The 23,984-nt window shown below is 63.5% G+C and carries 24 protein-coding genes; 8 read left to right on the top strand and 16 right to left on the bottom strand.

From position 1 onward, the window contains the following. Window positions 1–30 precede the first annotated feature (30 nt). The 14 genes from ACZ47F_RS11210 to urtA form a co-directional block, all read right to left on the bottom strand. Window positions 31–2,886, bottom strand: coding sequence for a nitrate reductase (locus tag ACZ47F_RS11210; RefSeq protein ID WP_464924794.1), 2,856 nt, complete (start codon window positions 2,884–2,886; stop codon window positions 31–33). Further along, the gene (gene nirD / locus ACZ47F_RS11205; protein ID WP_464924793.1) at window positions 2,886–3,287 is read right to left on the bottom strand and encodes a nitrite reductase small subunit NirD; all 402 of its coding nucleotides are present in this window, start codon (window positions 3,285–3,287) and stop codon (window positions 2,886–2,888) included. The genes ACZ47F_RS11210 and nirD overlap by 1 nt, the downstream gene beginning before the upstream one ends. Beyond that, entirely contained in the window at window positions 3,284–5,743 is a 2,460-nt protein-coding gene (gene nirB / locus ACZ47F_RS11200; protein WP_464924792.1) for a nitrite reductase large subunit NirB, read from the bottom strand. Before nirB ends, nirD begins: the two co-directional genes overlap by 4 nt. Then, a complete protein-coding gene (locus ACZ47F_RS11195) occupies window positions 5,740–6,174 on the bottom strand; it encodes a globin family protein (RefSeq protein ID WP_094160070.1) in 435 nt (144 codons plus the stop codon). The genes nirB and ACZ47F_RS11195 overlap by 4 nt, the downstream gene beginning before the upstream one ends. 43 nt (window positions 6,175–6,217) lie before the next feature. Next, on the bottom strand, window positions 6,218–7,018 hold the full coding sequence (locus ACZ47F_RS11190; RefSeq protein ID WP_464924791.1) for an ABC transporter ATP-binding protein: 801 nt from the start codon (window positions 7,016–7,018) through the stop codon (window positions 6,218–6,220). A 30-nt stretch (window positions 7,019–7,048) separates the two neighbouring features. Further along, entirely contained in the window at window positions 7,049–7,972 is a 924-nt protein-coding gene (ntrB, locus tag ACZ47F_RS11185; RefSeq protein WP_464924790.1) for a nitrate ABC transporter permease, read from the bottom strand. Between the two features lie 31 nt (window positions 7,973–8,003). Beyond that, window positions 8,004–9,296 carry a CmpA/NrtA family ABC transporter substrate-binding protein gene (locus tag ACZ47F_RS11180; RefSeq protein WP_464924789.1) on the bottom strand — a complete coding sequence of 431 codons (1,293 nt, stop codon included), beginning with the start codon at window positions 9,294–9,296 and terminating at the stop codon, window positions 8,004–8,006. 294 nt (window positions 9,297–9,590) lie between these two features. Then, window positions 9,591–10,235, bottom strand: coding sequence for an ANTAR domain-containing response regulator (locus ACZ47F_RS11175; RefSeq protein WP_464926627.1), 645 nt, complete (start codon window positions 10,233–10,235; stop codon window positions 9,591–9,593). 65 nt (window positions 10,236–10,300) lie between these two features. Continuing rightward, window positions 10,301–10,675 carry a sirohydrochlorin chelatase gene (locus tag ACZ47F_RS11170; RefSeq protein WP_464924788.1) on the bottom strand — a complete coding sequence of 125 codons (375 nt, stop codon included), beginning with the start codon at window positions 10,673–10,675 and terminating at the stop codon, window positions 10,301–10,303. A 119-nt stretch (window positions 10,676–10,794) separates the two neighbouring features. Then, a complete protein-coding gene (gene urtE / locus ACZ47F_RS11165) occupies window positions 10,795–11,487 on the bottom strand; it encodes an urea ABC transporter ATP-binding subunit UrtE (RefSeq protein ID WP_464924787.1) in 693 nt (230 codons plus the stop codon). Window positions 11,488–11,519: 32 nt separating this feature from the next. Next, window positions 11,520–12,416, bottom strand: coding sequence for an urea ABC transporter ATP-binding protein UrtD (gene urtD / locus ACZ47F_RS11160; protein WP_464924786.1), 897 nt, complete (start codon window positions 12,414–12,416; stop codon window positions 11,520–11,522). Continuing rightward, window positions 12,361–13,494 carry an urea ABC transporter permease subunit UrtC gene (gene urtC / locus ACZ47F_RS11155; RefSeq protein WP_464924785.1) on the bottom strand — a complete coding sequence of 378 codons (1,134 nt, stop codon included), beginning with the start codon at window positions 13,492–13,494 and terminating at the stop codon, window positions 12,361–12,363. Before urtC ends, urtD begins: the two co-directional genes overlap by 56 nt. A 6-nt stretch (window positions 13,495–13,500) precedes the next feature. Next, the gene (gene urtB, locus ACZ47F_RS11150; RefSeq protein WP_464924784.1) at window positions 13,501–15,141 is read right to left on the bottom strand and encodes an urea ABC transporter permease subunit UrtB; all 1,641 of its coding nucleotides are present in this window, start codon (window positions 15,139–15,141) and stop codon (window positions 13,501–13,503) included. 138 nt (window positions 15,142–15,279) lie between these two features. Beyond that, entirely contained in the window at window positions 15,280–16,521 is a 1,242-nt protein-coding gene (gene urtA, locus ACZ47F_RS11145; RefSeq protein ID WP_464924783.1) for an urea ABC transporter substrate-binding protein, read from the bottom strand. A gap of 349 nt (window positions 16,522–16,870) precedes the next feature. Between urtA and ureA the strand changes: the two genes are divergently transcribed. The 3 genes from ureA to ureC are packed head-to-tail and all read left to right on the top strand — an operon-like array spanning window position 16,871 to window position 19,234. Next, a complete protein-coding gene (gene ureA / locus ACZ47F_RS11140; RefSeq protein ID WP_464924782.1) occupies window positions 16,871–17,173 on the top strand; it encodes an urease subunit gamma in 303 nt (100 codons plus the stop codon). Between the two features lie 13 nt (window positions 17,174–17,186). Beyond that, entirely contained in the window at window positions 17,187–17,492 is a 306-nt protein-coding gene (locus tag ACZ47F_RS11135) for an urease subunit beta (RefSeq protein ID WP_464924781.1), read from the top strand. Continuing rightward, entirely contained in the window at window positions 17,492–19,234 is a 1,743-nt protein-coding gene (gene ureC / locus ACZ47F_RS11130) for an urease subunit alpha (protein WP_464924780.1), read from the top strand. Before ACZ47F_RS11135 ends, ureC begins: the two co-directional genes overlap by 1 nt. Window positions 19,235–19,305: 71 nt before the next feature. Here ureC and ACZ47F_RS11125 read toward each other — a convergent pair whose 3' ends face one another. Together ACZ47F_RS11125 and ACZ47F_RS11120 are read right to left on the bottom strand one after the other, a co-directional pair. Continuing rightward, on the bottom strand, window positions 19,306–19,692 hold the full coding sequence (locus ACZ47F_RS11125) for a type II toxin-antitoxin system death-on-curing family toxin (RefSeq protein WP_464924779.1): 387 nt from the start codon (window positions 19,690–19,692) through the stop codon (window positions 19,306–19,308). Beyond that, entirely contained in the window at window positions 19,689–19,916 is a 228-nt protein-coding gene (locus ACZ47F_RS11120) for an AbrB/MazE/SpoVT family DNA-binding domain-containing protein (protein WP_464924778.1), read from the bottom strand. The genes ACZ47F_RS11125 and ACZ47F_RS11120 overlap by 4 nt, the downstream gene beginning before the upstream one ends. Before the next feature lie 102 nt (window positions 19,917–20,018). Between ACZ47F_RS11120 and ureE the strand changes: the two genes are divergently transcribed. The 5 genes from ureE (at window position 20,019) to ACZ47F_RS11095 (ending at window position 23,907) form a co-directional block, all read left to right on the top strand. Next, a complete protein-coding gene (ureE, locus tag ACZ47F_RS11115) occupies window positions 20,019–20,528 on the top strand; it encodes an urease accessory protein UreE (RefSeq protein WP_464924777.1) in 510 nt (169 codons plus the stop codon). Next, window positions 20,512–21,249 (top strand): urease accessory protein UreF, encoded by a 738-nt coding sequence (locus tag ACZ47F_RS11110; RefSeq protein ID WP_464924776.1) that lies wholly within the window; start codon window positions 20,512–20,514, stop codon window positions 21,247–21,249. The genes ureE and ACZ47F_RS11110 overlap by 17 nt, the downstream gene beginning before the upstream one ends. After that, entirely contained in the window at window positions 21,246–21,911 is a 666-nt protein-coding gene (ureG, locus tag ACZ47F_RS11105) for an urease accessory protein UreG (RefSeq protein ID WP_464924775.1), read from the top strand. The genes ACZ47F_RS11110 and ureG overlap by 4 nt, the downstream gene beginning before the upstream one ends. A 107-nt stretch (window positions 21,912–22,018) precedes the next feature. Then, window positions 22,019–22,972, top strand: a complete 954-nt coding sequence (locus ACZ47F_RS11100; protein WP_464924774.1) for a HoxN/HupN/NixA family nickel/cobalt transporter — start codon at window positions 22,019–22,021, stop codon at window positions 22,970–22,972. A 98-nt stretch (window positions 22,973–23,070) separates the two neighbouring features. Beyond that, complete coding sequence (locus tag ACZ47F_RS11095) at window positions 23,071–23,907, top strand: urease accessory protein UreD (RefSeq protein ID WP_464924773.1); 837 nt, start codon at window positions 23,071–23,073, stop codon at window positions 23,905–23,907. Window positions 23,908–23,984 lie beyond the last annotated feature (77 nt).

The following is a 23,984-nucleotide window of genomic DNA, read 5'->3' as shown; positions in this document are numbered from 1 at the left end:
ATAGACCACCTAGATGATGAACGGCAAGACTCAGCCCGCGACCCGCTCTGACTCGCGCACCAAGCGGCGCAGCTCGGGCAGACAGGAACCACAGTTGGTACCGCACTTGAGCTGCAGCTGCAGCGTGGCGAGTCGCTCATCGGCATTGCCTTCCAGCATGGGCAGGAGGCTGTCGATCTGGCTTTGCCACACGTCGAAGCAGTTGCAAACCTGATGACCGGGGCTGGGCAGATTGGCCGGCGGCGTAGTGGACGGCAGCAGCAGCCAGTGGCCATAGGGCTTGGCGCTGGCTTCGCTTTGCAGCAGCTCGCGCAGCCAGCCTTGCGCCACCACGCTGTCGGCCGGGCCGCTGAGCAGCGCGGCATCGAGTTTCTCGCCATTCAAGCGCACCGCGCGGCGAACGCTGCGGCCGGGGTCGGCGTAGTGCAGTGCAGCGTTTCCCTGCACACCGAAACGGGCTTCGATGCGCGTCAACAATTCCGCACTTGGTGCGCCCCGCGCCGCAGCGCGCAGCAGCAGACCGGTACGCTCGCGGCCGAACGGCACGCACAACACAAAGGGTAGGTCGGCCAGTTCCTGCATCAGCGTGGCGCGCAGCGCCTGGGCGCTGGCTTCGGGCATCCAGCCGAAGGCGGCAAGGTGCCAGGTGAGGTTGGCGGCTTCCACCCGCACCGCGCTGTGCTTGAGTTCGGGCTGGAAAGAATAGGGGTCGATCACCGGCAGGGTGAGGCCGTTGACGCCCAGGCGCGCGACGCCTTCGGCATTGCACCCGGCGAGGTATTCCGCGCCCCAATGCATGGCGATGAAGGCCTGGCCGGGGCGTACCGTGTCGGTGGCGCGCACAGGCAGGACGAGATCGCCACGGCGTGAGGCCACGCGCACGAGCTCACCATCGCGCAGACCACGCAGCGCGAGATCGCCTGGATGCAGGTCGACGCAAGGTTGCGCAGCATGGTTGAACAGTCGAGGCACGGTGCCGGTGCGGGTCATGCCGTGCCACTGGTCGCGCAGCCGTCCGGTAGTCAGCGCCAGGGGATAGCGTGCGTCGCAGGGTTCGGCCACGGGTTTGAAGGGTTCGGCGAAGAACCTGGCGCGGCCGTCGGCTGTCGGGAAGACGCCGTCGTCGTAAAGCCGCTTCTTGCCGGCAGTGGCACCTTCGGGGTAAGGCCATTGCTGCGGTCCGTCACGATCAAGGATGGCCCAGGACAAGCCGGTGATATCGAGGTCACGGCCACGAGTGCTTGCGCGGTGCTCGTTCCACACGTCTTCGGCGCTGCGGTAAGGGAACAATGTGCCCCCATCGGCACGGCGCATCGGTAGGAGATTTTCCAGACGGCGAGCGAAATCGACAGCGATCTCCCAGTCGGCACGCGCCTGTCCCGGGGCGGCCACTGCAGCACGCACCAGGCTGATGCGACGCTCAGAGTTGGTGACGGTGCCTTCCTTCTCCCCCCAAGTGGTGGCGGGCAACAGCACGTCCGCGTACTGCACCGTGGCAGCGGTGGTGTACGCCTCCTGCACGACGACGAGTTCGGCCGTCTGCAGTGCGCGGCGCACCAGCGCCTGGTTGGGCAGAGATTGTGCCGGATTGGTGCAGGCGATCCACAGCGCCTTCACCTTGCCATCTGCCGCGGCCTGGAACAGCTCGATGGCGGTCTTGCCGCGGTTTGCTGGCACGTCGGCCACACCCCACAGGGCGGCGACTTCGGCGCGATGCGCGGCGCTGGCCAAGTCGCGATGCGCGGACAGCAGATTGGCCATGCCGCCCACTTCGCGTCCGCCCATGGCGTTGGGCTGCCCGGTGAGTGAAAACGGCCCCGCGCCCGGCTTGCCGATCTGGCCGCAGGCCAGGTGCAGGTTGATGAGCCCGGCGTTCTTCGCCGTGCCGCTGCTCGACTGGTTCAACCCCTGGCAATACATTGACAGCGTCGGCTGGCGCGCTTGCAGTGCAGCGCCGGGAGAACCCAGTGCGAACCAGCGTGCGGCGGTGACGATGTCCTGCTCCTTGAGACCGCACAGATTGGCAGCGACTGCCGGGCTCATCTCACGCACGAGATCGCGCAACGTGGCAAAGCCACTGGTATGCGCGGCAATGAAGGCAGGATCGATCAGATCTTCCCACACCATCACATGCAGCATGGCGTGGAACAGTGCCACGTCGGTGCCGGGTAGCAATTGCAGGTGCAGGTCGGCAAGTTCGGCAGTTTCGGTTCGGCGCGGGTCGATGACGACGATGCGCATGTCTGGCCGCGTGGCCTTGGCCTTTTCAATGCGGCGAAAGGCGATGGGGTGCGACCACGCCGCATTGCTGCCGACCAGGAAGAGGCTTGCGGCGTGGTCGATGTCGTCGTAACAGCACGGCGGCGCGTCGGCGCCCAGCGTCGCCTTGTAGCCCGCCACTGCGCTGCTCATGCACACGCGGGAGTTGGTATCGACGTTGTTGGTCCCGATCAGACCCTTGGCCAGCTTGTTGAAGACGTAATAGTCCTCGGTCAGCATCTGGCCAGAGATGTAAAAGCCCACACTGTCAGGCCCATGCTCGGCAATGATGTCGGCAAAGCGCTGCGCCACGTGGTCGAGCGCGACGCCCCAGTTCACCGCCTGACGTGGCGCGTTGCGGTGGATGCGCAACTCGGGTCGCAGCGCGCGCACCTGCGGCAGCAGCTCCGGCTTGGCGCTTAGGTGTAACGTACCGCCTTTGGTACAGAGCTTGCCGAAGTTGGCCGGATGACCCGGGTCGCCGCGTACGCCGGTGATGCGGCCGTCCTCGCTTTGGATGAAGACACCGCAGCCCACGCCGCAATACGGGCAGGTCGAGCGCGTCTCGTGCAGGGCATTTTCCGGCAGGAGGGCGATGGCGCCCTGCGGGAAGTCGGCGGCGTTCATCACGCGGCGCTCCCACGGGTCGTCCCCTCACAACGCACTGCGTTCATGGCGTCGATCGGCGCTTGCAGCTGGTCATCGCGCAGATACACCCGATCGCCGTCCACCTTCACCGCGAAGCTCGGAGTGCAACCCGCGTCGGGCGCTTTCGCGCGGCCGTCATCCAGCCCGATGATCCAGTTGTGCAGCGGACAGGCCACGGCATCGCCGAACACGATGCCCTGGCTCAGCGGCCCGCCCTTGTGCGGGCAGCGGTCGAGCAGGGCGTAAACGCGGTCGCTGGCAGTGCGAAACAGTGCGATGTCCACGCCGTCCGGGCGTCGAACGCGCCGCGCACCCAGCCGTGGGATGTCGGCGACGTGGCACACCAGAATCCATGTAGCCTCGACAGGCACAGCGCTCATGCCGGCTCTCCTTGCATTGCCACGACCGGAACGATGGGAATGAACTGCCGCGCGTCCACCTGGGCCTTCTCAAACTCGAACCATGGATCGGGCTCGCCCTGCAGTGCGTACTGCAGCCGCTCCCATAGCGCCTTGCGGCCTTCGGCGTCGTCAAGAATGCGTTTTTTGACGTAGTCCAATCCGACGCGAGCGATGAAGTGCACGGTGCGTTCCAGATACCAGCCTTCCTCGCGGTAAAGCTGGATGAAGGCGCCGGTGTATTCCAGTACGTCTTGCTGCGTCTTGAGCTTGACCAGGAACTGCGCCACCTCGGTCTTGATGCCGCCGTTGCCGCCGACATACATCTCCCAGCCGGAATCGACGCCGATGATGCCCACGTCCTTGATGCCGGCTTCAGCGCAGTTGCGCGGACAGCCGCTGACCGCGAACTTGACCTTATGCGGCGCATACATGCGCCAGGTGGCACGCTCGAGCATCTTGCCCATGGTGGTGCTGTCCTGTGTGCCGAAGCGGCACCATTCGCTGCCCACGCAGGTTTTCACCGTGCGCAGCGCCTTGGCGTAAGCGTGTCCGGACGGCATGCCGAGATCGCGCCACACCTGGGGCAAATCCTCTTTTTTTACGCCAAGCAGGTCGATGCGCTGACCGCCGGTGACCTTCACTGTGGGAATGTTGTATTTCTCGACAACATCGGCGATACGGCGCAGTTCGGCAGCCGATGTCTCTCCGCCCCACATACGCGGAACGACGCTATAGGTACCGTCCTTCTGGATGTTGGCGTGGCTGCGCTCGTTGATGAAGCGGCTTTGCGGGTCGTCCTTTGCTTCGTGCGGCCAGGTGGAAATGAGGTAGTAGTTCACCGCTGGGCGGCAGCTCGAACAGCCGTTGGGCGTGCGCCAGCCGAGCTTGGCGTACACGTCGGCAATGGTCAGAAGATGCTGCTCGCGGATGGCCTCGCGCACGTCCTGGTGGCTGGAATCGGTGCAGCCGCACAGGGCTTTTTTCTTTGGCGTGGCGCTGTAGTCTCCGCCGGCGGTGAACATCAAGATTTGTTCCACCAACCCGGTGCACGAGCCGCAGGAGGCGCTGGCCTTGGTGTGCTTGCGCACCTCCTCAAGTGTGAATAGCCCCTTGTCCTTGATGGCCTTGACGATCGTGCCTTTGCACACGCCGTTGCAGCCGCAGACTTCATCACCGTCGGCCATCATCTGGGCCTTGCTCTGTCCATGATGGCCGGCGTCGCCCAGATGGCTTTCGCCGAACATCAACTTGTCGCGGATGTCGTGCACCTTGCGGCCTTCGCGCAGCAGTCTGAAGTACCAAGAGCCATCCACCGTGTCGCCATACAGGCAGGCACCGACCAGTTTGTCACCCTGAATCACCAGGCGCTTGTAGACGCCGGCAAACGGGTCGGACAAGATGATGTCCTCGCAGCCCTCGCCGCCCATGAAATTGCCGGCGGAGAATAAGTCGATCCCCGTCACCTTGAGCTTGGTACTGACCGCGCTGCCAGTGTAGCGGCCAATGCCCATCTGTGCCAGATGATTGGCCGCGACCTTCGCTTGCTCGAACAGAGGCGCGACCAGTCCATAGGCGATGCCGCGGTGCTCGGCGCATTCGCCGACGGCATAAATGCGCGGGTCGGTAATGGTCTGCAGCGTATCGCTCACCACAATGCCACGGCTGCAGTGCAGGCCGGCCTTTTCCGCCAGCGCGGTGTTGGGGCGGATGCCTGCAGCCATCACCACCAGATCGGCGGGAATCTCTTTGCCGTCCTTGAACTGCACTGCGCGCACCCGGCCTTGTTCATTCCCCAGCAAGGCTTGTGTCTGCGCGCCGATGAGAAATTTCAGACCGCGGTCTTCCAGCGATTTTTGCAGCAGCTTGCCAGCCACGTCGTCGAGTTGGCGCTCCATCAGCCACGGCATGATGTGCACCACGGTCACGTCCATTCCACGCAGCTTCAGGCCGTTGGCCGCCTCCAGACCGAGCAGGCCGCCGCCAATGACGACCGCGTGCTTGTAGCGCTTGGCGGTCTCGATCATGGTCTCGGTGTCCTTGATGTCGCGGTAGGCGATCACGCCCTCCAGGTCTTTGCCCGGCACGGGCAGGATGAAGGGGTTGGACCCGGTGGCCAGCAGCAGACGGTCGTAGGCGGCTTCGGTGCCGTCGTCGGCGCGCACGATGCGCTTGACGCGGTTGATTTCCACCACGGTCTTACCGGTGTGCAGGGTGATGCCGTTCTCGGCGTACCAGGACAGCGGGTTGAGGATGATCTGCTCGACGGTCTGCTCGCCGGCCAGCACCGGCGAGAGCAGGATGCGGTTGTAGTTCGGATACGGCTCGGCGCCGAACACCGTGATGTCATACAGATCCGGAGCGAGCTTGAGCAACTCCTCCAGCGCGCGCACGCCGGCCATGCCGTTGCCCACGAGGACGAGCTTGAGCTTGTTCATGCGCGCTGCTCCTGCATCGCGGGGTAGGCCGCGGCGATCATCACGCCCGACAGCAACCCGTAGGCATCGGTCCAGGCCAGCTTCACCGCGGGGGTGAAATCGGTGCCAAGGCCCTGGCCTAGCGCGTACAGCAAGGCGCTGCCCACGTATGCATAGTGTTCGGGCTGCACGCCGTAGTCCACATGGCGCCTGGCCATACTCTGCGCGGCCGGCACGATGCTGTCCAGATTCGTCAGGCCGTTGACCACGGTGTTCAGCATGGCCATCAGCTTGCGGCCCTGTTCGGCCATGTCGCCCTTGAACATCGGCTTGACCTGGGGCGCGATCTCGAACAGGCGCGCGTAGAAGATCGCCGCGGCCTGGTCGGCGACGGGCCTGACCTTGGCGAAACTCGATTGCACCAACTGGATTTGCTCGGCGGTAAGACTCATGGTGGAACTCCTCAAGGTGTTTGTGCGACAGCGGGCGGCGGCATCAAGCGGCCTTGGCCTGGGAATGGGCCTGGCGCTTGTAGAGAAACTCCAGCACCTGGGCGCGCAGATGGGCGTAGTGCGGGTCTTCCGACAGCGCCAGGCGCTCGCGCGGGCGCGGCAGATCGACGGCGAGGATCTCGCCGATGGTGGCCGCCGGGCCGTTGGTGAGCATGACGATGCGGTCCGACAGCAGCACGGCCTCGTCCACGTCGTGCGTGACCATCACCACCGTGCTGCCGCTGGCGGCGACGATAGCCTGCAGCTCGTCCTGCAGCTTGGCGCGGGTGAGAGCGTCGAGCGCGCCGAAGGGCTCATCCATCAGCAGCACCTTGGGCTCCATCGCCAAGGCGCGGGCGATGCCCACGCGCTGCTTCATACCGCCGGAAATTTCGTGCGGATACTTATTTGCGGCATGCGGCAGACCCACCAGTTCGAGCGCAGCCCGGGCACGGGCCTTGAGCTGGGACTTGGTTTCCGTTGCGCCGAACACCCGCTCCACGCCAAGGTAGATATTGCCGTAGCAGGTCATCCACGGCAGCAGCGAATGGTTCTGAAACACCACGGCGCGGTCAGGGCCGGGAGCGGCGATTTCGCGGCCATCGCACACCAGCACTCCCGAGGTCGGCAGGGTGAGCCCTGCAATGAGGTTGAGCAGAGTGCTCTTGCCGCAGCCGGAATGACCGATCAGGCTGATGAACTCGCCCTTGGCGATGTCGAGGTTGATGCCCTTGAGAGCGTGGAAGGGACCGCGTGCGGTGTCGAACACCATTTCGACCTGTTCGACGACGATGAAACGTTCCATGATGAATGCCTCTTGAAGGGGTTACAGGTTTCAGCGTGCGTCGTCGTAGCTGAAGCGGCGCGCCAGCAGCATGAGCAGGCCTTCGAGCAGCATGCCGGTTGCGCCGATGACCAGAATGGCGATCAGGATGTGGGCGAGGTTGAGGTTGTTCCACTCGTTCCACAACCAGAAGCCGATGCCGGTGCCGCCGGTCAGCATTTCGGCGGCGACGATGACCAGCCAGGCGGTGCCCACCGACAGACGCACACCAGTCATCATGTAGGGCATGACCGAGGGCAGCAGAATCTTGGTGAACACCTTCCAGGTAGACAGGTCAAGCACGCGGGCGACGTTCATATAGTCCGCGGGAATGCGCTGCACGCCGATGGCGGTGTTGATCATCATCGGCCAGATGGAACAGATGAAAATGGTGTAGATGGCCGCCGCGGGAGCATTGCTGAACACGTACAGCCCAATCGGCAGCCAGGCCAAGGGCGATACCGGACGCAGCAGGCTGATGAGAGGCCAGAGCATGCGGTTCAGAAACTGAACGCGGCCAATGGCAAATCCCAGTGGAATGCCCAGAGCAGCCGCCAGGCCGAAGCCGTAGGCCACGCGCTGCAGAGAGGCCAGCAGATTCCAGCCGATACCCACATCGTTCGGCCCGTTGTCATAGAAGGGGTGGGCGAAAACCTTCTGCGCCGAATGCCAGGTCGCGAGCGGGGAAGGGAACTGACTGCTGTGCTCAGCGGCGATCTCCCATACCAGCAGCAACAGCATCAGTCCCATGAGCGGGGCGACGATGCGCAGCGCGATCTTGCGGTTCTTTGCCCGCTGCCGGTCGGCCGGGCTCTGCGGGCGGAATGCAGGCAAGGCTTTTGGCGCCGCGGACGTGGAGGTTGCGGGTGCAGCGGCGTTGGCGTTCTCGGCGGTTTCAAACGACCCGCTTGAGGTAGACAAGACGGCGGTGTTCATGCTGGACTCCTGGTTCATCGTGCAGGCAACATCAAGCGGCGAGGTCGTTAACCTTGAAACTGTGCGCGTAGGCCTTTGGGTCCTTACCGTCCCAGGTCACGCCATCGATCAACCTGGACGTGCGCAGGGTGCTGGAGGGCACCGGCACCTTCAGTGCTGTAGCCACTTCCTTGTACAGCTCGACACGGTTCACCGCCTTGGCCACGGCGAGATAGTCGGGATCGGTCTTGATCAGGCCCCAGCGGCGGAACTGAGTGAGGAACCACATGCCATCGGATAGCCACGGGAAGTTGACCTGACCATCCTCATAGAAGGTCATCGGGTGCTTGTCGTCCCAGCTCTTGCCCAGGCCGTTGATGTAGCGGCCCAAAATACGCGGCAGGATGGTTTCCACCGAAGTGTTCACATAGCCCGGCGCGGCGATGGTGTTGGCCATCTTGGTCTTGTTCGCCAGCGAGGCGTCGATCCACTGGCAAGCTTCGAGCACCGCCGCCATCACCGCCCGCGTGGTGTTGGGATACTTGTCGACAAACTCGGCGGTAGTGCCGAGCGCCTTTTCGGGATGATCGGCCCAGATCTCCTGCGAGGTGACAGCGGTAAAGCCGATCTTCTGTGCAATCGCCACCGCGTTCCACGGCTCCCCCACGCAGTAGCCGTCCATGCTGCCTACGCGCATATTGGCCACCATCTGCGGTGGTGGCACGGTGATCACCTTGTCGTCTTTCATCGGGTTGATGCCGTAGGTGGCCAGCCAGTAATACAGCCACATCGCGTGCGTACTGGTGGGGAAGGTCTGGGCAAAGGTGTAGGTGCGCTTTTTTTCGGCTATCGCTTTGGCCAGCGTCGGACCGGTGGTGATGCCCTCCTTTGCCAATGCATCGGCCAGGGTGATGGCCTGCCCGTTGCGGTTCAGGCCCATGAGGATGGCCATGTCCTTCTTCGGTCCGCCGATGCCGAGCTGCACGCCATACGGCAGACCGTAGAGCACATGTGCCATCTGAATACCGCCGGTGAGCAGGTTGTCTCGCACGGCAGCCCACGAGGCTTGCTTGCTCGGGATGATCTTGACGCCATACTTCTTGTCGAACCCCAACACCGCAGCCATGACGATGGGCGCGCAGTCGGTGAGGGGGATGAATCCAATCTTGACCTCTTCCATTTCAGGCTTTCCCAGGGTTGCGGCGCGTGCTGCGGGCTGCAGACTGGGAAAAATGCCGGCAACAGCCACGGCGGCGCCTGACTTGATGAGGGTGCGGCGCAAGGGCTGTGCCGGATCGTTGCTCGAAGAGGGGGCCGAGGGTGTGGCGTTTTGTCGGTTGTGCATGGCAGATCCTGAAAATTGCGGGCGAAAAAAAACCTCCGGGTGCTTCACACGAGGCGAAGCACGCGAAGGCATCATTGCCGTCCTGAACGGGGGGACTTCCGGTCAGCGGGTCCAACATAGACCGCCGTTGGTCTACGCACAGTCAAATGCAAACAGCGTGCCAGCGTGCGCATCCAGTCCGTGCAGAGGAAAACCCTCGGCAGTAAGCGGTCTGACCCCACTGCCATTGGTGCAAGTGACGATGCGGCTGCGCCAACATGGTGCGGCAGCGCACCCGATTCGGGCGAGACGGGCTCAGATCAGTCCGACGGTATCGAGAATGCGTTGAGCCACTTCGGAGAGCTTCAAGCCTTTGTCCATCGCGAGCTTGCGCATGCGGCGGAAGGCTTCTTCTTCCGTGCAATTCTGGCGCTGCATCACGATGCCCTTGGCACGCTCCACCAGCTTGCGTTCGGCCAGTTGCATGCGTGCCGCATCGAGTTCCGCGCGCAGGCTCTGCTCGCGATCGAACCGTGCCAGCGCCACCTCGATGACTGGCTTGACGCGGCTGGGCTTCAGGCCATCGACGATGTAGGCCGTCACTCCGGCGGTGATGGCGAGCTGCGCGGTTTCTGTGTCGTCATCATCGGTGAACAGCACAATGGGCCGCGGCGTGTCGCGCGAGGCTAGCACCACATGCTCCAGCAAGTCGCGCACGCCAGACTCGGCATCCACAATTACCAGATCCGGCTTGAGTGTGGCGATGCGCTCATCCAGATCGGGCGCAGCCGGCAACACGGCGACCACAGCGTACCCTGCATCCCGCAGAGACTGCTCCAGCAGGGCGCAACGCTGCATCTGACGTTCATGGCCTCCACCACCCTCCTCCATCGCCAGCGCGGGATCGGGGGAGATGACGGCAACTGTCAGAGCGCGTTGTGAGATCGACGGGCGTGACATGGCAGGCATCGAGCAAATTCCATGCCCTGCCCGCACGGTGACGGGCTGACTATGCCACGGACTCTTCAGGTGACGGCCGCACACCGCACGGCATAGGCCGACAGCGCGGCAAGGACTTCCGTCTCGCCCCCCGCAGGCGGTGCGATCTCGATCTTCAGCGCAGGATGGCGTTGCTGAACCTCTTGCACGGCTGCCGGAATATCGCGCAGCAAATGCCCCCCGGCACCGAGGAACAGCGGAGCGATGCGCGCATGCGTGAAGCCATCCTGCCCAGCGTCCTCCAGCGCCTCGCGCAGCGCTGGACGCATGAACTCCAAAAACGCCAATCGCACGCGCAGATCGGGGCAAGTCGTCTGCACGCTGTCTCGCACTGCCTCGAATGGACGTGCCCACTCCGCGTGGCGCGAACCATGGGCGAGCAATACAAGGACTTGAGTCATGTTGGGCAGGTGTGAACGCGTCGAGGCAGCAGCGAGCATAAGGCCTGCAGGGCACATGGTGCAATGCAAATCCTGCAAAACAGGAAGGCTGTGGCAGCTCAGGACAAGCCCATTGGCAGCTAAACGGCAATCAGTTGGCGCACGCCGTCGGCGTCCATGTCGGCGCCGTTGCCGGTCTTGACCACCTCCCCCCGCGACATCACGCAATAGGTGTCGGCCAGGGATTTGGCGAAGTCGTAGTACTGCTCGACGAGCAAAATAGCCATGTCGCCGCGCTGGGCGAGCATGCGGATGACGCGCTCGATATCCTTGATGATCGAAGGCTGGATGCCTTCGGTCGGCTCATCAAGGATGAGCAGCTTGGGGCCTGCGGCCAGCGCGCGGGCGATGGCGAGCTGTTGTTGCTGCCCGCCGGAGAGATCGCCTCCGCGGCGGCGCAGCATCTGTTTGAGTATAGGGAACAGGTCGAACAGTTCCTGCGGCACGCCAGCCGAGCCAGGGCGGTAGGCCAAGCCCATGAGCAGGTTTTCCTCGACGGTGAGGCGCGGGAAGATTTCGCGGCCCTGCGGCACGTAACCGATGCCTAGCCGGGCGCGGGCGTCCGGGCGCAGGGTGTCGATGCGCTTGCCATCGAGAGTGATGCTGCCGCTTCTGATGGGCACCAGTCCCATGATCGACTTGAGCAGCGTGGTCTTGCCTACGCCGTTGCGGCCCAGCAGGGCAAGCACCTGGCCTTTTTGCAGGCTGAGGCTGATGTTGCGCAGGATGTGGCTGCCGCCGTAATACTGCTCGATGCTGTCAATCTGGAGCATGGTGTAGGGTTGCATTTGCGGAGGGCGTGGGCTCAGCGCCCAAGATAAACCTCGACCACGCGCTCGTCAGCCTGCACCTGCTCCAGGCTGCCCTCAGCGAGAACGCGGCCTTCGTGCAGCACCGTGACCTTGCCCGCGATCTTGCGCACGAATTCCATGTCGTGCTCCACCACCATCAGGGTGTGTTTGCCGGCAAGAGACAGCAACAGTTCGGCGGTCCGATCGGTCTCGAAATCAGTCATGCCGGCCACGGGTTCGTCGAGCAGAAGCAGCTGCGGCTCCATCATCAGCAGCATGCCGATTTCCAACCACTGTTTCTGCCCGTGCGATAAATCGCCAGCGCGGCGCGCCGCCTGATCATGCAGATCGACCTGCTCGAGCACGCGTTCGACGCGCTCGCGCTGTTCGGCGCTCAGGCGAAAGAAAAGGGTCGCGCGCGCGCGTTTGTCCGTCTTGAGCGCCAGTTCCAGGTTGTCCTGCACGCTCAAGTCTTCGAACACGGTAGGTTTCTGGAACTTGCGGCCGATGCCAGCAGCAACGATTTCAGCCTCGCGTAATTTGAGCAGGTCGATGGTCTGGCCAAAGAAGGCGGTGCCGGTATCAGGGCGGGTCTTGCCAGTAATCACGTCCATCATCGTGGTCTTTCCTGCCCCGTTGGGGCCGATGATGCAGCGCAGCTCGCCAGTGTCGATGGTCAACGACAGCTTGTTGAGTGCGCGAAAACCGTCGAAGCTCACGCTGATGTCGTCGAGGTAGAGCGCCACGCCGTGACTCAAGTCCACGCCGGACTTGCGCACATGGCCGTATCCGGCGATGGCATCGCCGCCGAGTTCGGGCTGAGGCTGCTGGAACACAATGTCCCGCCAGTCGAGGTTAGCCACGGCGCGCGCCCCACTGTTTGACCAGACCGACAATGCCGTAGGGCGCATACAGCGTGACTGCGATGAAGAGCCCACCCAGCACGTACAGCCAGAGCTGCGGCAACGATACGGTCAGCCAGCTCTTGACACCGTTCACCAGCACCGCGCCGACGATGGGGCCGATCAAAGTGCCCCGCCCGCCAATCGCTGTCCAGATGGCGATTTCGATCGAATGCGCCGGGGACATTTCGCTTGGGTTGATGATGCCCACCTGCGGCACATACAACGCGCCGGCGATGCCACACATCATCGCCGAAACCGTCCACACTCCGAGCTTGAACCACATTGGGTTGTAGCCGCAGAACATGACCCGGCTCTCGGCATCGCGCACGGCGGTGAGTACGCGACCGAACTTGCTACGTGCCAGCCAACGCGAGAACAAGAACATGCCGACCAGCGTGAGGCTACTGGCGACGAACAGCGACACCGTCATTCCCGCTGTGCCCATGGGAAAGCCCAGCAGCACCTTGAAATCGGTCAGCCCGTTATTGCCGCCAAAGCCAGTCTCATTGCGGAAGAACAGCAGCATGGCCGCGTAAGTGAGCGCCTGGGTCATGATGGAAAAATACACCCCCTTGATGCGCGAGCGAAAGGCAAAAAAGCCAAACACAAAGGCCAGCAGGCCCGGTGCAGCCACTGCCAGGAACAGCGCCCAGGCAAAGTGCTCAGTGCCTATCCAGTACCACGGGAAGTGCGTCCATTGCATGAACTGCATAAAGTCAGGCAGGTTGCCACTGGCCGCGTTCATTGCCCGGTTGAGGTACATGCCCATGGCATAGCCGCCCAGCGCAAAGAACAGTCCATGACCCAGCGACAGGATGCCGGCATAGCCCCAGACCAGATCCATTGCCAGCGCCACCATGGCGTAGCAGAGAATCTTGCCTGCTAGCCCAACCCAGTATTGCGACAGATGCAGGCTACTGCCCTGCGGCAAGGCCAGTGCCAGCAGAGGCACCAGCACTGCAGATACCAGCAGAAAGCCAATCAGCATGGCCCAGCCCCACAGCGGCAGGAAGGCCGTGGTCGACTGAAGCCGTACCCGCGTGACGGGCAATGACGTGCTCGATTCGTCGACGTTGACAGCCATGGATGTTCAGCTTTCCGCGCTGCGTCCCTTGAGGCTGAACATGCCCTGCGGACGCTTTTGAATGAACAGGATGATGGCAACCAGCACCGCGATTTTCGCCAGCACCGCGCCGGCCACACCTTCGAGCAGCGTGTTGGCCACACCCAGGCCCATCGCCGCCGCGACTGTGCCAGTGAGCTGACCTACGCCCCCCAGCACCACGACCATGAAACAGTCGACGATGTAGTTCGTTCCCATCTCCGGGCTGACGTTGCCGATCTGGCTGAGCGCGCAGCCAGCCAGCCCCGCGATGCCCGTGCCCAGGCCGAAAGCCAGCATGTCTACCCGCGTAACGCGCACGCCCATACAGGAGGCCATGGGCCGGTTCTGCGTGACGGCGCGCACGAACAGGCCTAGGCGCGTGCGGGAAATCAGCAGCCACATGCCCAGCAGGACTACCACGGTGAAGGCGATGATGACCATGCGGTTGTAGGGCAGGATGAGATTGGCCATGAGATTAAAGCCGCCCGACATCCACGGCGGGTTGTCCACCTGCACGTTCTGCGGCCCGAACAGACTGCGCACCGCCTGGATCAGCACCAGACTGATGCCCCAGGTGGCCAGAAGGGTTTCCAGCGGCCGACCGTAGAGTCGCCGGATGATGGTGCGCTCGATGAGCATGCCGATGCCCCCGGAGACGATGAAAGAAAATGGCACCGCCGCAATCAACGCGTAATGCACATAGCCTGGCAGGTAGTGCTGAAACAGGCCCTGCATCACATACGTGGCATAGGCGCCGATCATGATGAACTCGCCTTGCGCCATGTTGATCACGCCCATCAGTCCGTAGGTCACGGCCAGGCCCAACGCCGCCAGCAGCAGGATGCTGCCCAGGCTGATGCCAGAAAACAGCGTCCCCAGCCGCTCGCCCCAGGCCAGACGGCTGTCGATCTCCGCAAGGCTTTTTTCGATCTGCGCGCGCACCAGCGGGGACGATTCCACAAATGCGCCGTCTTTCTTGTCAAGCCGAGACAGCAGCAGTGCGCGTACTGCCGGGTAGTTGCTCGCCGCCAGTTTCCTGGCTGCGGCCAAACGTTCGGCAGCGTTGGCGCTGGTGAGCAGAATGGCGGCGTGCAGCAGTTGCAGCCGCTGCACGATCTCTGGATCCTTCTCGGTTTTCAGCGCCTGCTCCACCAGGGTGCGATCGACCGAAGTCGGGTCGTCCTGCAGTTGCTGCACCGCCCTTAGCCGCTGTGCGCGCTGTGGCGAAAACAGATCGAGCGCAGCGCGGGCGGACAGCAGCTCTTTGCGCATGTAGTTGTTGTTGACCACGCCCTGTGCGTTATCGCTGGGCGTGACGGGTTTTCCAGTGGCCAGGTCGATCCAAGCATCGCCCTGCTGCACCAGCACCATGCTGCCGTCGATCTGCACTTCGCCGTCGAGCAGCTTGTGTAGAAAGTTGGCGAGCTGAGGATCGGGCTTGGTCGCGGCCTTGTGTAACGCCGCGATGCGCGCGTCGGTACCCCCGCTAGAAATGGCCAGCGCCTCCTGCGGGGTAAGGGCATGGGCACGCGGCATCAGGGCGAACAGGAGGCCAAGCAGCAGCAGGACGAGCGCCATGCGCAGCCATGCGTCGGGGCGGTGCCACGGTGAGGGCTGAGTGGTCATGGTCGGTAGCGGTGACAGGGCGGCTCGATGCATCCAAAGACTCCCCCACCCTACCCTTCCCACACTGTGGGGAGGAAGTGACCGCTCTTCTCCCACGCCGCGGGAGAGGTTGGGAGGGGGATGTCTCGTCCCCGGGGCTCAAGCGTTCTTCGGTTTCGGGATGTATGGGCTCCACGATTCGCCCGGCACCAGGCCCTTGGACTTCCAGACCACGTCAAATTGGGCCTTGTCGTTGATCTGACCGATGAACACCGGTTTGCTCAGATACTGGTTCTCCAGCACTTCGACGGTGAACCCGCTGGGTGCAGCAAATTTCTGCCCGATCAGCGCTTTGCGCACTTCATCGGTCTTGGTGGACTTGGCCTTCTCGACCGCCTGCTTCCAAAGATGGATGCCAATGTAGGAGGCCTCCATCGGGTCGTCGGTGACCGGATAGTCTTTGAGTTTTTCCTTTTTGACCCAGTCCTGCCAGGACTTGACGAACTTGGTGTTGCGCGGGTTCTTGAGACTCTGGAAGTAATTCCACGCGGTGAGCTGGCCCACCAGCGGCTTGATCTCCATGCCCGCAATCTCCTGCTCGGCGATGGAAAATCCCACCACCGGAATGTCGGTGGCCTTGATGCCCTGGTTGCCCAGCTCCTTGTAGAACGGCACGTTGGAGTCGCCGTTCACCGTGGAGATCACGCAGGTGGGGCCGGCTGAGGCAAACTTCTTGATGTCGGCCACGATGTTTTGATAGTTGCTGAAGCCGAACGGCGTGTAAACCTCGGCGATGTCGGCATCTTTCACGCCCTTGGAGTGCAGAAAGCCGCGCAGGATGGCGTTGGTCGTGCGGGGATACACATAATCGGTGCCCAGCAGGAAAAAGCGCTTGGCGCCGCCGCCGTCCTTGCTCATCAGGTATTCGGTGGCGGGTATGGCTTGCTGGTTGGGCGCTGCACCCGTATAGACCACATGCGGGTTCTGCTCCTGGCCCTCGAACTGCACTGGGTAGAACAGCAGGCCGTTCAACTCGTCGAGTACGGGCAGCACCGACTTGCGCGACACTGAAGTCCAGCAGCCGAAAATCGCGGCCACCTTGTCTTGGCTGATGAGCTGGCGCGCTTTCTCCGCGAACAATGGCCAATTGGACGCCGGATCAACCACGACCGGCTCGATCGGATGGCCGTCGACACCGCCGGCAGCATTGATCTCGGCAATGGTCATCAGGTCCACGTCTTTCAACGCGGTTTCGGATATGGCCATGGTGCCCGAGAGCGAATGCAGGATGCCGACCTTGATCGGCTTCTTGCTTGCAGCAATGGCGGGGAAAGGCAGCGTGCTGGCCGCCGCTGCGGCAACTGCGCCGCCAACGGTCTTGAGTGCGGTACGACGATCCATCGGGGTGGTTCCTCCAAAGTTACGGTGCGGTGTGACACGCTGGCTTGAGCAAGTCGCGTGCCATGGCTTTGTCCGTACCGTTTGCGCAGAGGGTCAGTTCAATGACAGTTGGCGCGAACGTCAGAATGCGAGCGAGTGCGCAGCACAGCACGCCCCAACAGGGGGCATGCATAGGCTTGGCGTACCGCAATCGACGGGTTTTTGGTGCAAGCGCACCAAACCGGGGCGTATCCGGCTTGCCGCCAGCGCATGAAGGAAAGGCAGGTCTGCTTTTTGCAGGAGATCCGGCCTGCAAACCGGGTGTTCGCGCGTTAAGCTCGCATGACTTTTCTATTCAATCCACTCCATCATGGATCTCACCCCCCGCGAAAAAGACAAGCTGCTGATCTTCACCGCCGCGCTGCTGGCCGAGCGTCGCAAGGCGCGCGGACTCAAGCTCAACGTGCCCGAGGCCATCGCCTACATCACCGCTGCGGTGATGGAAGGCGCGCGTGACGGGCGTACCGTTGCCGAGCTGATGAGTTATGGGCGCACCCTGCTCAGCCGCGATGAGGTAATGGACGGCGTGGCTGAGCTCATTCCCGATATTCAGGTAGAAGCCACCTTCCCGGATGGCACCAAGCTCGTCACCGTGCATCAGCCCATCGTCTGAAACGGAGCCGCCCATGATTCCCGGAGAAATCCTCTGCTTTGACGGCGACATCGCTCTCAACCCCGGCCGTGCAACGCTTACCCTGGTGGTGGAAAACGCCGGTGACCGCCCTGTCCAGGTCGGCTCGCACTACCACTTCGCCGAGACCAACCCGGCGCTGCGCTTTGACCGCGCAGCTGCGCGCGGCATGCGGCTGAACATCGCCAGCGGCACCGCAGTGCGCTTTGAGCCGGGGCAGCAGCGCACGGTGGAACTGGTGGCCTATGCGGGCAGCCGCGTGGTCATCGGCTTTCGGCAAGACGTGATGGGAGCGCTGTGATGGCCGTGATCTCTCGCTGCGCGTACGCCGAGATGTTTGGCCCCACCACTGGCGACCGCGTGCGCCTGGCCGACACCGACCTGCTCATCGAAGTGGAAGACGACTACACCCTGCGCGCCGGGGGCTATGGCGAGGAGGTGAAGTTCGGCGGCGGCAAGACCATCCGCGACGGCATGGGCCAGAGCCAGCGCAACCGCGCCGAAGGGGCGATGGATCTGGTCATCACAAACGCCCTCATCCTCGACCATTGGGGCATCGTCAAGGCCGACGTGGGCATCCGAGGCCAACGCATCGCCGCCATCGGCAAGGCGGGCAACCCGGACGTGCAGCCGGGGGTGGACATCATCATCGGCCCGGGCACGGAAATTCTCGCGGGCGAAGGCATGATCCTCACCGCAGGCGGCATCGACAGCCACATTCACTTCATCTGCCCGCAGCAGATCGAAGAGGCATTGATGAGCGGCATCACCACCATGCTCGGCGGCGGCACCGGCCCTGCGACCGGCACCAATGCCACCACCTGCACCCCAGGGCCGGAGAACATTGCGCGCATGCTGCAGGCAGCCGATGCCTTCCCGATGAACCTGGGCTTTCTCGGCAAGGGCAACGCCAGTCAGCCCGCGGCACTGCGCGAGCAGATCGAGGCTGGCGCGATCGGCCTCAAACTCCACGAGGACTGGGGCACTACGCCGGCGGCCATCGACTGCTGCTTGAGCGTGGCCGAAGAGACCGATGTGCAAGTGGCGATCCATACCGACACGCTCAACGAAAGCGGCTTCGTCGAGGACACCATTGCCGCGTTCAAGGGCCGCACCATCCACACCTTTCACACCGAGGGCGCCGGCGGCGGCCATGCACCCGACATCCTCAAGGTGCTGGGCGAACCCAACGTGCTGCCGTCCTCAACCAACCCGACCCGGCCTTTCACCGTCAACACCATCGACGAACATCTGGACATGCTGATGGTGTGCCACCACCTCGATCCGAACATCGCCGAAGACCTCGCATTTGCCGAAAGCCGCATCCGCCCGCAGACCATCGCCGCCGAGGACGTGCTGCACGATCTGGGCGCCATCAGCATCATGTCCAGCGACAGCCAGGCCATGGGCCGCGTGGGTGAAGTCATCCTGCGTACTTGGCAGACCGCGCACAAGATGAAGGCGCAGCGCGGCTGGCTGGCGCTTCCGGCCGGCAGCGCTGGCGCCCAGTGCGACAGCCGCAACGACAACTTCCGCGCCAAACGCTACGTCGCCAAATACACCATCAACCCCGCGCTGGCGCACGGCATCGCGCACGAGGTGGGCTCAGTGGAGGTCGGCAAATGGGCCGACCTGGTGTTGTGGCGCCCGGCATGGTTCGGTGTCAAGCCCAGTGTCATCATCAAGGGCGGCTTCATCGCCGCCGCACTGATGGGAGACGCCAACGCCTCCATTCCAACCCCGCAGCCGGTGCACACCCGTCCGATGTTCGGCGCCTTCGGCGGCGCGCGGCTTGCCACCGCGCTGACCTTCGTGTCGCAGGTCGGGCTGGCGGCCGACATCGGCAAACGTCTCGGCCTGCACAAGCCGCTGGCCGCCGTGCGCGGCTGCCGCAGCGTGAAAAAAGCCGACATGGTGCACAACGCCTACACCCCGCAGATGCAGGTGGACGCGCAAACCTACGAGGTGCGCGCCGACGGCCAGCTACTCACCTGCGAGCCCGCGACCGTGCTGCCCATGGCACAGCGTTATTTTCTGTTTTGATCTTTCGCGACCCTACGATGATGCCAACGTAGTTCGCGTTTTCCGCGGGAGCAAAGGATGGATCGATTCAGTCAGCGCGGACTCGCGTGCGCCCGAATCCACGCGGCGAACGCATCCTCGCTTGTGTCGCCAGCCGCGACGTCCAGCATGATGAGGACGCACGGTGCATCATTGGCGGTGAGTTCAAAGCCGTTGAGCATCAGAAACAACTCGGTCGAGACAAACGCGGTGCGCTTGTTGCCATCGACAAAGGGATGATTGCGCGCCAGTCCCCAGCCGTAGGCGGCGGCCAGAGCTGCGGCGTCGGGCTCGCCATAGGCGGCCAGATGTTTCGGTCGCATCAGGGCAGATTCGAAAAGCCCTTCGTCACGCATGCCCGAAGCGCCGCCATGTTCGGCCAATTGCTCCTCATGCACAGCCCTGAGTACGGCAGCATTGAGCCAGACCCAGCGGGTCATTTGGCCAGCTCATGCAAAACGTTGCGCCGCTTTTTCATGACAGCGCGTGCGGCTTCCATCTGCGATTCGAACTCAGCACTGTAGGGAGAAAGCAAAATGGCGCCGTTTGCCACCTCGGTGACGAACAGAGTATCACCCTTCTCCAGCCGCAGGCGGGCGAGGAGGTCCTTGGGCAGAATGACGCCAACGGAATTGCCGATCTGGGTGAGTTTGAGGGCGGACATGCTGTCCTCCTGGCGCTTGGGCAATGAAGTTATAACGGTTGTTATATTAAGCCTTGACCCCCGAGCCTGCTATCGTTCCCACATGGAGGCCCCACCGCAACCATGCTGATCGTCAACAAGCTCCTTCCCGCCGCGCGCGGCCTGGCTCCAGCGCTGGTGCAACGCGCAGCCACGGTCAGCCTCGATTGGGACACCCGCAGCAAAAGCCGTTTTGAAGCGCATGACAGCGCAGGCCGCGACCTTGCCGTGTTCCTTCCGCGTGGGACGGTACTGCGCGGTGGCGACATGCTGGTGGCCGAGGATGGCGCGATGATCCGCGTGGAGGCCGCGCCGCAGACCGTGCTGCAGGTGCGCGCCTGCCCAAAGCATGGCACTGCAACAGATCTGCTGCGCGCCGCGTATCACTTGGGCAACCGCCATGTGCAGCTCGAAGTGCAGGCCGACTGCCTGCAGTTCGAGCCCGACCCAGTGCTGGCCAACATGCTGCGGCGCATGCACCTCATCGTCACCGAAACGCAAGCGCCCTTCGAGCCCGAGGCCGGGGCCTATGGTGAGGGCGGCGGGCATGGGTATGCGCATCATCACGACCATGCACATGGACACGCGCATTGAACCGGCGGCCGCGATGACGTCGCCTGAAGCACCCAGCAAGCCAGCGCCGCAACTGGCGATGATGTGGCTGGCCTCGCCCACCCTGCCGGTGGGCGGGTTCAGTTATTCCGAAGGTCTGGAGGCCGCGGTGGACGCGGGGCTGGTCACCGACGAAGCGCAGACGCTCGACTGGCTGCGCAGTCAGCTGCAACTCACGCTGGCGCGCAGCGAACTACCTGTAGCCTGCGCCGCGCATGCCGCCTGGGCTGCAGCCGACATCACCTCGCTGCAAACCATCCAGACCTGGGTGCTGACCACCCGCGAGACGTTCGAGCTGCGCCAACAAACCCAGCAGATGGGCCGCTCGATGCTCGAGTGGCTGCGCCAGCTGCAGTCCGACCATCCTTTGTTACCGCTTGCTACCCAACTTGAACCGGTCCCTGTCTGGCCGCTTGCCTTTGCGCTGGGCGCGCTGGCCCTGGGGCTGGACGCCGATCGGATGGCGCAGGCGCTGGCCTTTTCCTGGCTGGAGAATCAGGTGCAAGCCGCGCTGCGCGCCGTGCCGCTAGGCCAAAGCAGTGGGCAACGGCTGCTTGCCGCGTTGACCCCCGCCATTCCTGCCGCCGTGGCGCAGGCACGAAACCTGCAGCATCGCATGGACGACTGGCAGAGTTTTTCGCCAATGCTCGCCATTCTCAGCAGTCGTCACGAGACCCAATATTCCCGCCTGTTCCGTTCATGATTCCGTCCGCCGCTTCCAGCCCGCTGCACCACATTGCTCATCGCACCAAACGTCTGCCGCCTCTGCGCGTGGGCATCGGCGGGCCGGTGGGTTCGGGCAAAACCACCCTGCTCGAAATGTTGTGCAAGGCCATGCGCCAGCGCTACGACTTGGTGGTGGTGACCAACGACATCTACACCAAAGAAGACCAGCGTTTGCTCACCGTCGCGGGGGCCCTGGAGCCCGAGCGTATCCTGGGCGTGGAGACTGGCGGCTGCCCACACACTGCGATCCGCGAAGACGCATCGATCAACCTCGAAGCGGTGGACCGCATGCTGAGGCAGTTCCCAAACGCCGACATCGTATTTATCGAATCGGGCGGCGACAACCTAGCCGCGACCTTCAGCCCGGAACTCAGTGACTTGACCATCTACGTCATCGACGTCGCCGGCGGCGAGAAGATTCCGCGCAAAGGCGGCCCCGGTATCACCAAGAGCGATCTGTTCGTGATCAACAAGACCGACCTCGCGCCGCATGTGGGCGCCAACCTCGATGTGATGCGTGCCGACACCGAGCGCATGCGCGCTGGCAGGCCTTATGTCATGACGAACCTCAAAACCCTGGACGGGTTGGACGCCGTGGTGCGCTTCATCGAGACCAAGGGTTTACTGCAGGCCGTGTAATGACGCGGCACAGCGTCTGCTCCCCACCCCAACCCTCCCCACACGTGGGGAGGGAGCCAGTTGGCGTTTCAGGCGGATTTGACCGCCGCGCGCTGACCGCCACCGGCGTGACCTTGCTGGCCCTGCACCTCGTTGCCTGGGGATGGCTGTTGCTGCTTTTGCCCGGTCACTCGGCGCTGCTAGGCATTGGGGCTCTCGCTTACTTCCTCGGCCTGCGCCATGCCTTCGACGCCGATCACATCGCCGCGATCGACAACGTCACCCGCAAGCTGCGGCAGGACGACAAGCGGCCGGTCGCGGTGGGCTTGTTCTTCTCGCTCGGGCACAGTGCCGTGGTCCTGCTACTGTCCATTGTCATCGCCTGGCTGGCGCGCGATGCGCAGGCAATTATTCACAACGCGGGCGAGGCTGGCGGCTGGATTGGCACCCTCGTCTCTGCCGGGTTTCTCACCCTCATCGGTTTGGTGAATTTGGTGATTTTTCGGCGGCTGCTACGCCTGCTGCTGGTGCATCGGCGGGGCGACGCCATCAGCGCCGAAGCGGTGGAAGCCCTGCTGGCGCAGCGCGGCGGCATGAGTCGTCTATTCCACTCGATCTATGCCCGTATCCGCGCCAGCTGGCAGATGCTGCCGCTGGGTTTTTTGTTCGGCTTGAGCTTCGACACGGCAACCGAAGTGGCGGTGCTCGGCATCTCCGCCGCCTTCGCCCAGCACAGCAGTTTTGCGGTGTGGAATGTGCTGGTGTTTCCGCTTCTGTTCGCTGCCGGCATGAGCCTGATGGACACACTGGACGGCCTGGCCATGCTCAAGGTCTACGACTGGGCGATGCAGGACGCCGCACGCAAGCTGGGCTTCAACCTGATCATCACCGGACTGTCGGTGTTGGTGGCGCTGGCCGTGGGCTGTGTGGAATGGCTGCAATTGCTGGGCGAGCACGGCGGTTTGCGCGGCGGCCTGGGGGCCTGGTTGGACTCCCTCGATTTTTCCAACCTCGGCCTGGCAGTGACTGCGCTGATGTTTGTCGCCTGGATGCTGGCCTGGTGGCATTACCGCGTGCGCTGAAACAAGGTGTCGGTGACATCCCGCCAACAATAAAAACCGCCCCGCGTCACACAGGGCGGCATCTGCTCCCTTACCCCCTTACCCAATAGGCACCGCGCATGCCATCCTGGCCCTCCTTTCTGCAGCTTCGGTTCACGCTCGAGTGTGGACGTACTGTGCTGCGCCACAGGCATACGGGTAGTCTGCGTGCGCTGGCAAGCCTTTATCCTGAGGAGCAAGTCGTGTGTCATCAGGTGCTGGTGCATCCCCCGGGTGGGTTGGTGAGTGGCGACGACCTGGAAGTCCACGCTGAACTCGATGCGGGCGCGCACGCCTTGGTCACCACGCCCGGCGCGGGGCGCTTCTACCGCAGCACTGGAGAGCCAGCACGACAGATGCTACGAGCACAGCTTGCCGCGAACGCGCGTCTGGAGTGGCTCCCGCTGGAGACCCTGGCTTATGACGGTTGTATCGGCGAAAGCCACATTCGCTTCGACCTCGCCCCTGGCGCCGAATTCATCGCCTGGGATGTGCTCGCGCTGGGCCTGCCGACGGCCGACGCTGCGTTCCTCTCTGGGCGGTTCACCCAGCACATCGAGCTGCCGGGGGTCTGGCTTGAGCGCGGTGTGATCGTGGCAGACGACTGCGCGATGCGCATTGGCCGCAGCGGGCTGCATGGACACAGCGCAATAGGTACTCTGATCTTCGCCGCGGGCAGCCAGATTGCGCCCGCGCGGCGCGACGCCTTGCTCGACACGGCGCGGCAGCTCGCAGCTCAGGTACCGCATGCTGCTCTGCTTGCCGGGGTGAGCGCGCCGCAACCGCAGGTCATCGTGCTGCGCGTCCTGGGCCAGCGCACCGAGCCCATCATCGCACTGCTTCGCGCGGTCTGGGCGCAGTGGCGGCAGCTGGCCTGGTCACTGCCGCCCTGCGCGCCGCGTGTGTGGGCAACATGAGTGCGCTATAGCACCGGCGTGTCCCCAGCCGCTTTCGGTTCGGGGTGTCTCAGCCGCAGAATCTCGTGCCATAGCGT

This window comes from Thiomonas islandica (genome assembly GCF_055383445.1).
This window is presented reverse-complemented; position numbering and strand designations above follow the sequence as displayed.

Excerpts from the sequence above, each read along its gene's own strand:
- ACZ47F_RS11210 (WP_464924794.1), bottom strand. The coding sequence starts at position 2,886 with ATGAACGCCGCCGACTTCCCGCAGGGCGCCATCGCCCTCCTGCCGGAA.
- nirD (WP_464924793.1), bottom strand. The coding sequence starts at position 3,287 with ATGAGCGCTGTGCCTGTCGAGGCTACATGGATTCTGGTGTGCCACGTC.
- nirB (WP_464924792.1), bottom strand. The coding sequence starts at position 5,743 with ATGAACAAGCTCAAGCTCGTCCTCGTGGGCAACGGCATGGCCGGCGTG.
- ACZ47F_RS11195 (WP_094160070.1), bottom strand. The coding sequence starts at position 6,174 with ATGAGTCTTACCGCCGAGCAAATCCAGTTGGTGCAATCGAGTTTCGCC.
- ACZ47F_RS11190 (WP_464924791.1), bottom strand. The coding sequence starts at position 7,018 with ATGGAACGTTTCATCGTCGTCGAACAGGTCGAAATGGTGTTCGACACC.
- ntrB (WP_464924790.1), bottom strand. The coding sequence starts at position 7,972 with ATGAACACCGCCGTCTTGTCTACCTCAAGCGGGTCGTTTGAAACCGCC.
- ACZ47F_RS11180 (WP_464924789.1), bottom strand. The coding sequence starts at position 9,296 with ATGCACAACCGACAAAACGCCACACCCTCGGCCCCCTCTTCGAGCAAC.
- ACZ47F_RS11175 (WP_464926627.1), bottom strand. The coding sequence starts at position 10,235 with ATGTCACGCCCGTCGATCTCACAACGCGCTCTGACAGTTGCCGTCATC.
- ACZ47F_RS11170 (WP_464924788.1), bottom strand. The coding sequence starts at position 10,675 with ATGACTCAAGTCCTTGTATTGCTCGCCCATGGTTCGCGCCACGCGGAG.
- urtE (WP_464924787.1), bottom strand. The coding sequence starts at position 11,487 with ATGCTCCAGATTGACAGCATCGAGCAGTATTACGGCGGCAGCCACATC.
- urtD (WP_464924786.1), bottom strand. The coding sequence starts at position 12,416 with ATGCGCCCTACGGCATTGTCGGTCTGGTCAAACAGTGGGGCGCGCGCC.
- urtC (WP_464924785.1), bottom strand. The coding sequence starts at position 13,494 with ATGGCTGTCAACGTCGACGAATCGAGCACGTCATTGCCCGTCACGCGG.
- urtB (WP_464924784.1), bottom strand. The coding sequence starts at position 15,141 with ATGACCACTCAGCCCTCACCGTGGCACCGCCCCGACGCATGGCTGCGC.
- urtA (WP_464924783.1), bottom strand. The coding sequence starts at position 16,521 with ATGGATCGTCGTACCGCACTCAAGACCGTTGGCGGCGCAGTTGCCGCA.
- ureA (WP_464924782.1), top strand. The coding sequence starts at position 16,871 with ATGGATCTCACCCCCCGCGAAAAAGACAAGCTGCTGATCTTCACCGCC.
- ACZ47F_RS11135 (WP_464924781.1), top strand. The coding sequence starts at position 17,187 with ATGATTCCCGGAGAAATCCTCTGCTTTGACGGCGACATCGCTCTCAAC.
- ureC (WP_464924780.1), top strand. The coding sequence starts at position 17,492 with ATGGCCGTGATCTCTCGCTGCGCGTACGCCGAGATGTTTGGCCCCACC.
- ACZ47F_RS11125 (WP_464924779.1), bottom strand. The coding sequence starts at position 19,692 with ATGACCCGCTGGGTCTGGCTCAATGCTGCCGTACTCAGGGCTGTGCAT.
- ACZ47F_RS11120 (WP_464924778.1), bottom strand. The coding sequence starts at position 19,916 with ATGTCCGCCCTCAAACTCACCCAGATCGGCAATTCCGTTGGCGTCATT.
- ureE (WP_464924777.1), top strand. The coding sequence starts at position 20,019 with ATGCTGATCGTCAACAAGCTCCTTCCCGCCGCGCGCGGCCTGGCTCCA.
- ACZ47F_RS11110 (WP_464924776.1), top strand. The coding sequence starts at position 20,512 with ATGGACACGCGCATTGAACCGGCGGCCGCGATGACGTCGCCTGAAGCA.
- ureG (WP_464924775.1), top strand. The coding sequence starts at position 21,246 with ATGATTCCGTCCGCCGCTTCCAGCCCGCTGCACCACATTGCTCATCGC.
- ACZ47F_RS11095 (WP_464924773.1), top strand. The coding sequence starts at position 23,071 with ATGCCATCCTGGCCCTCCTTTCTGCAGCTTCGGTTCACGCTCGAGTGT.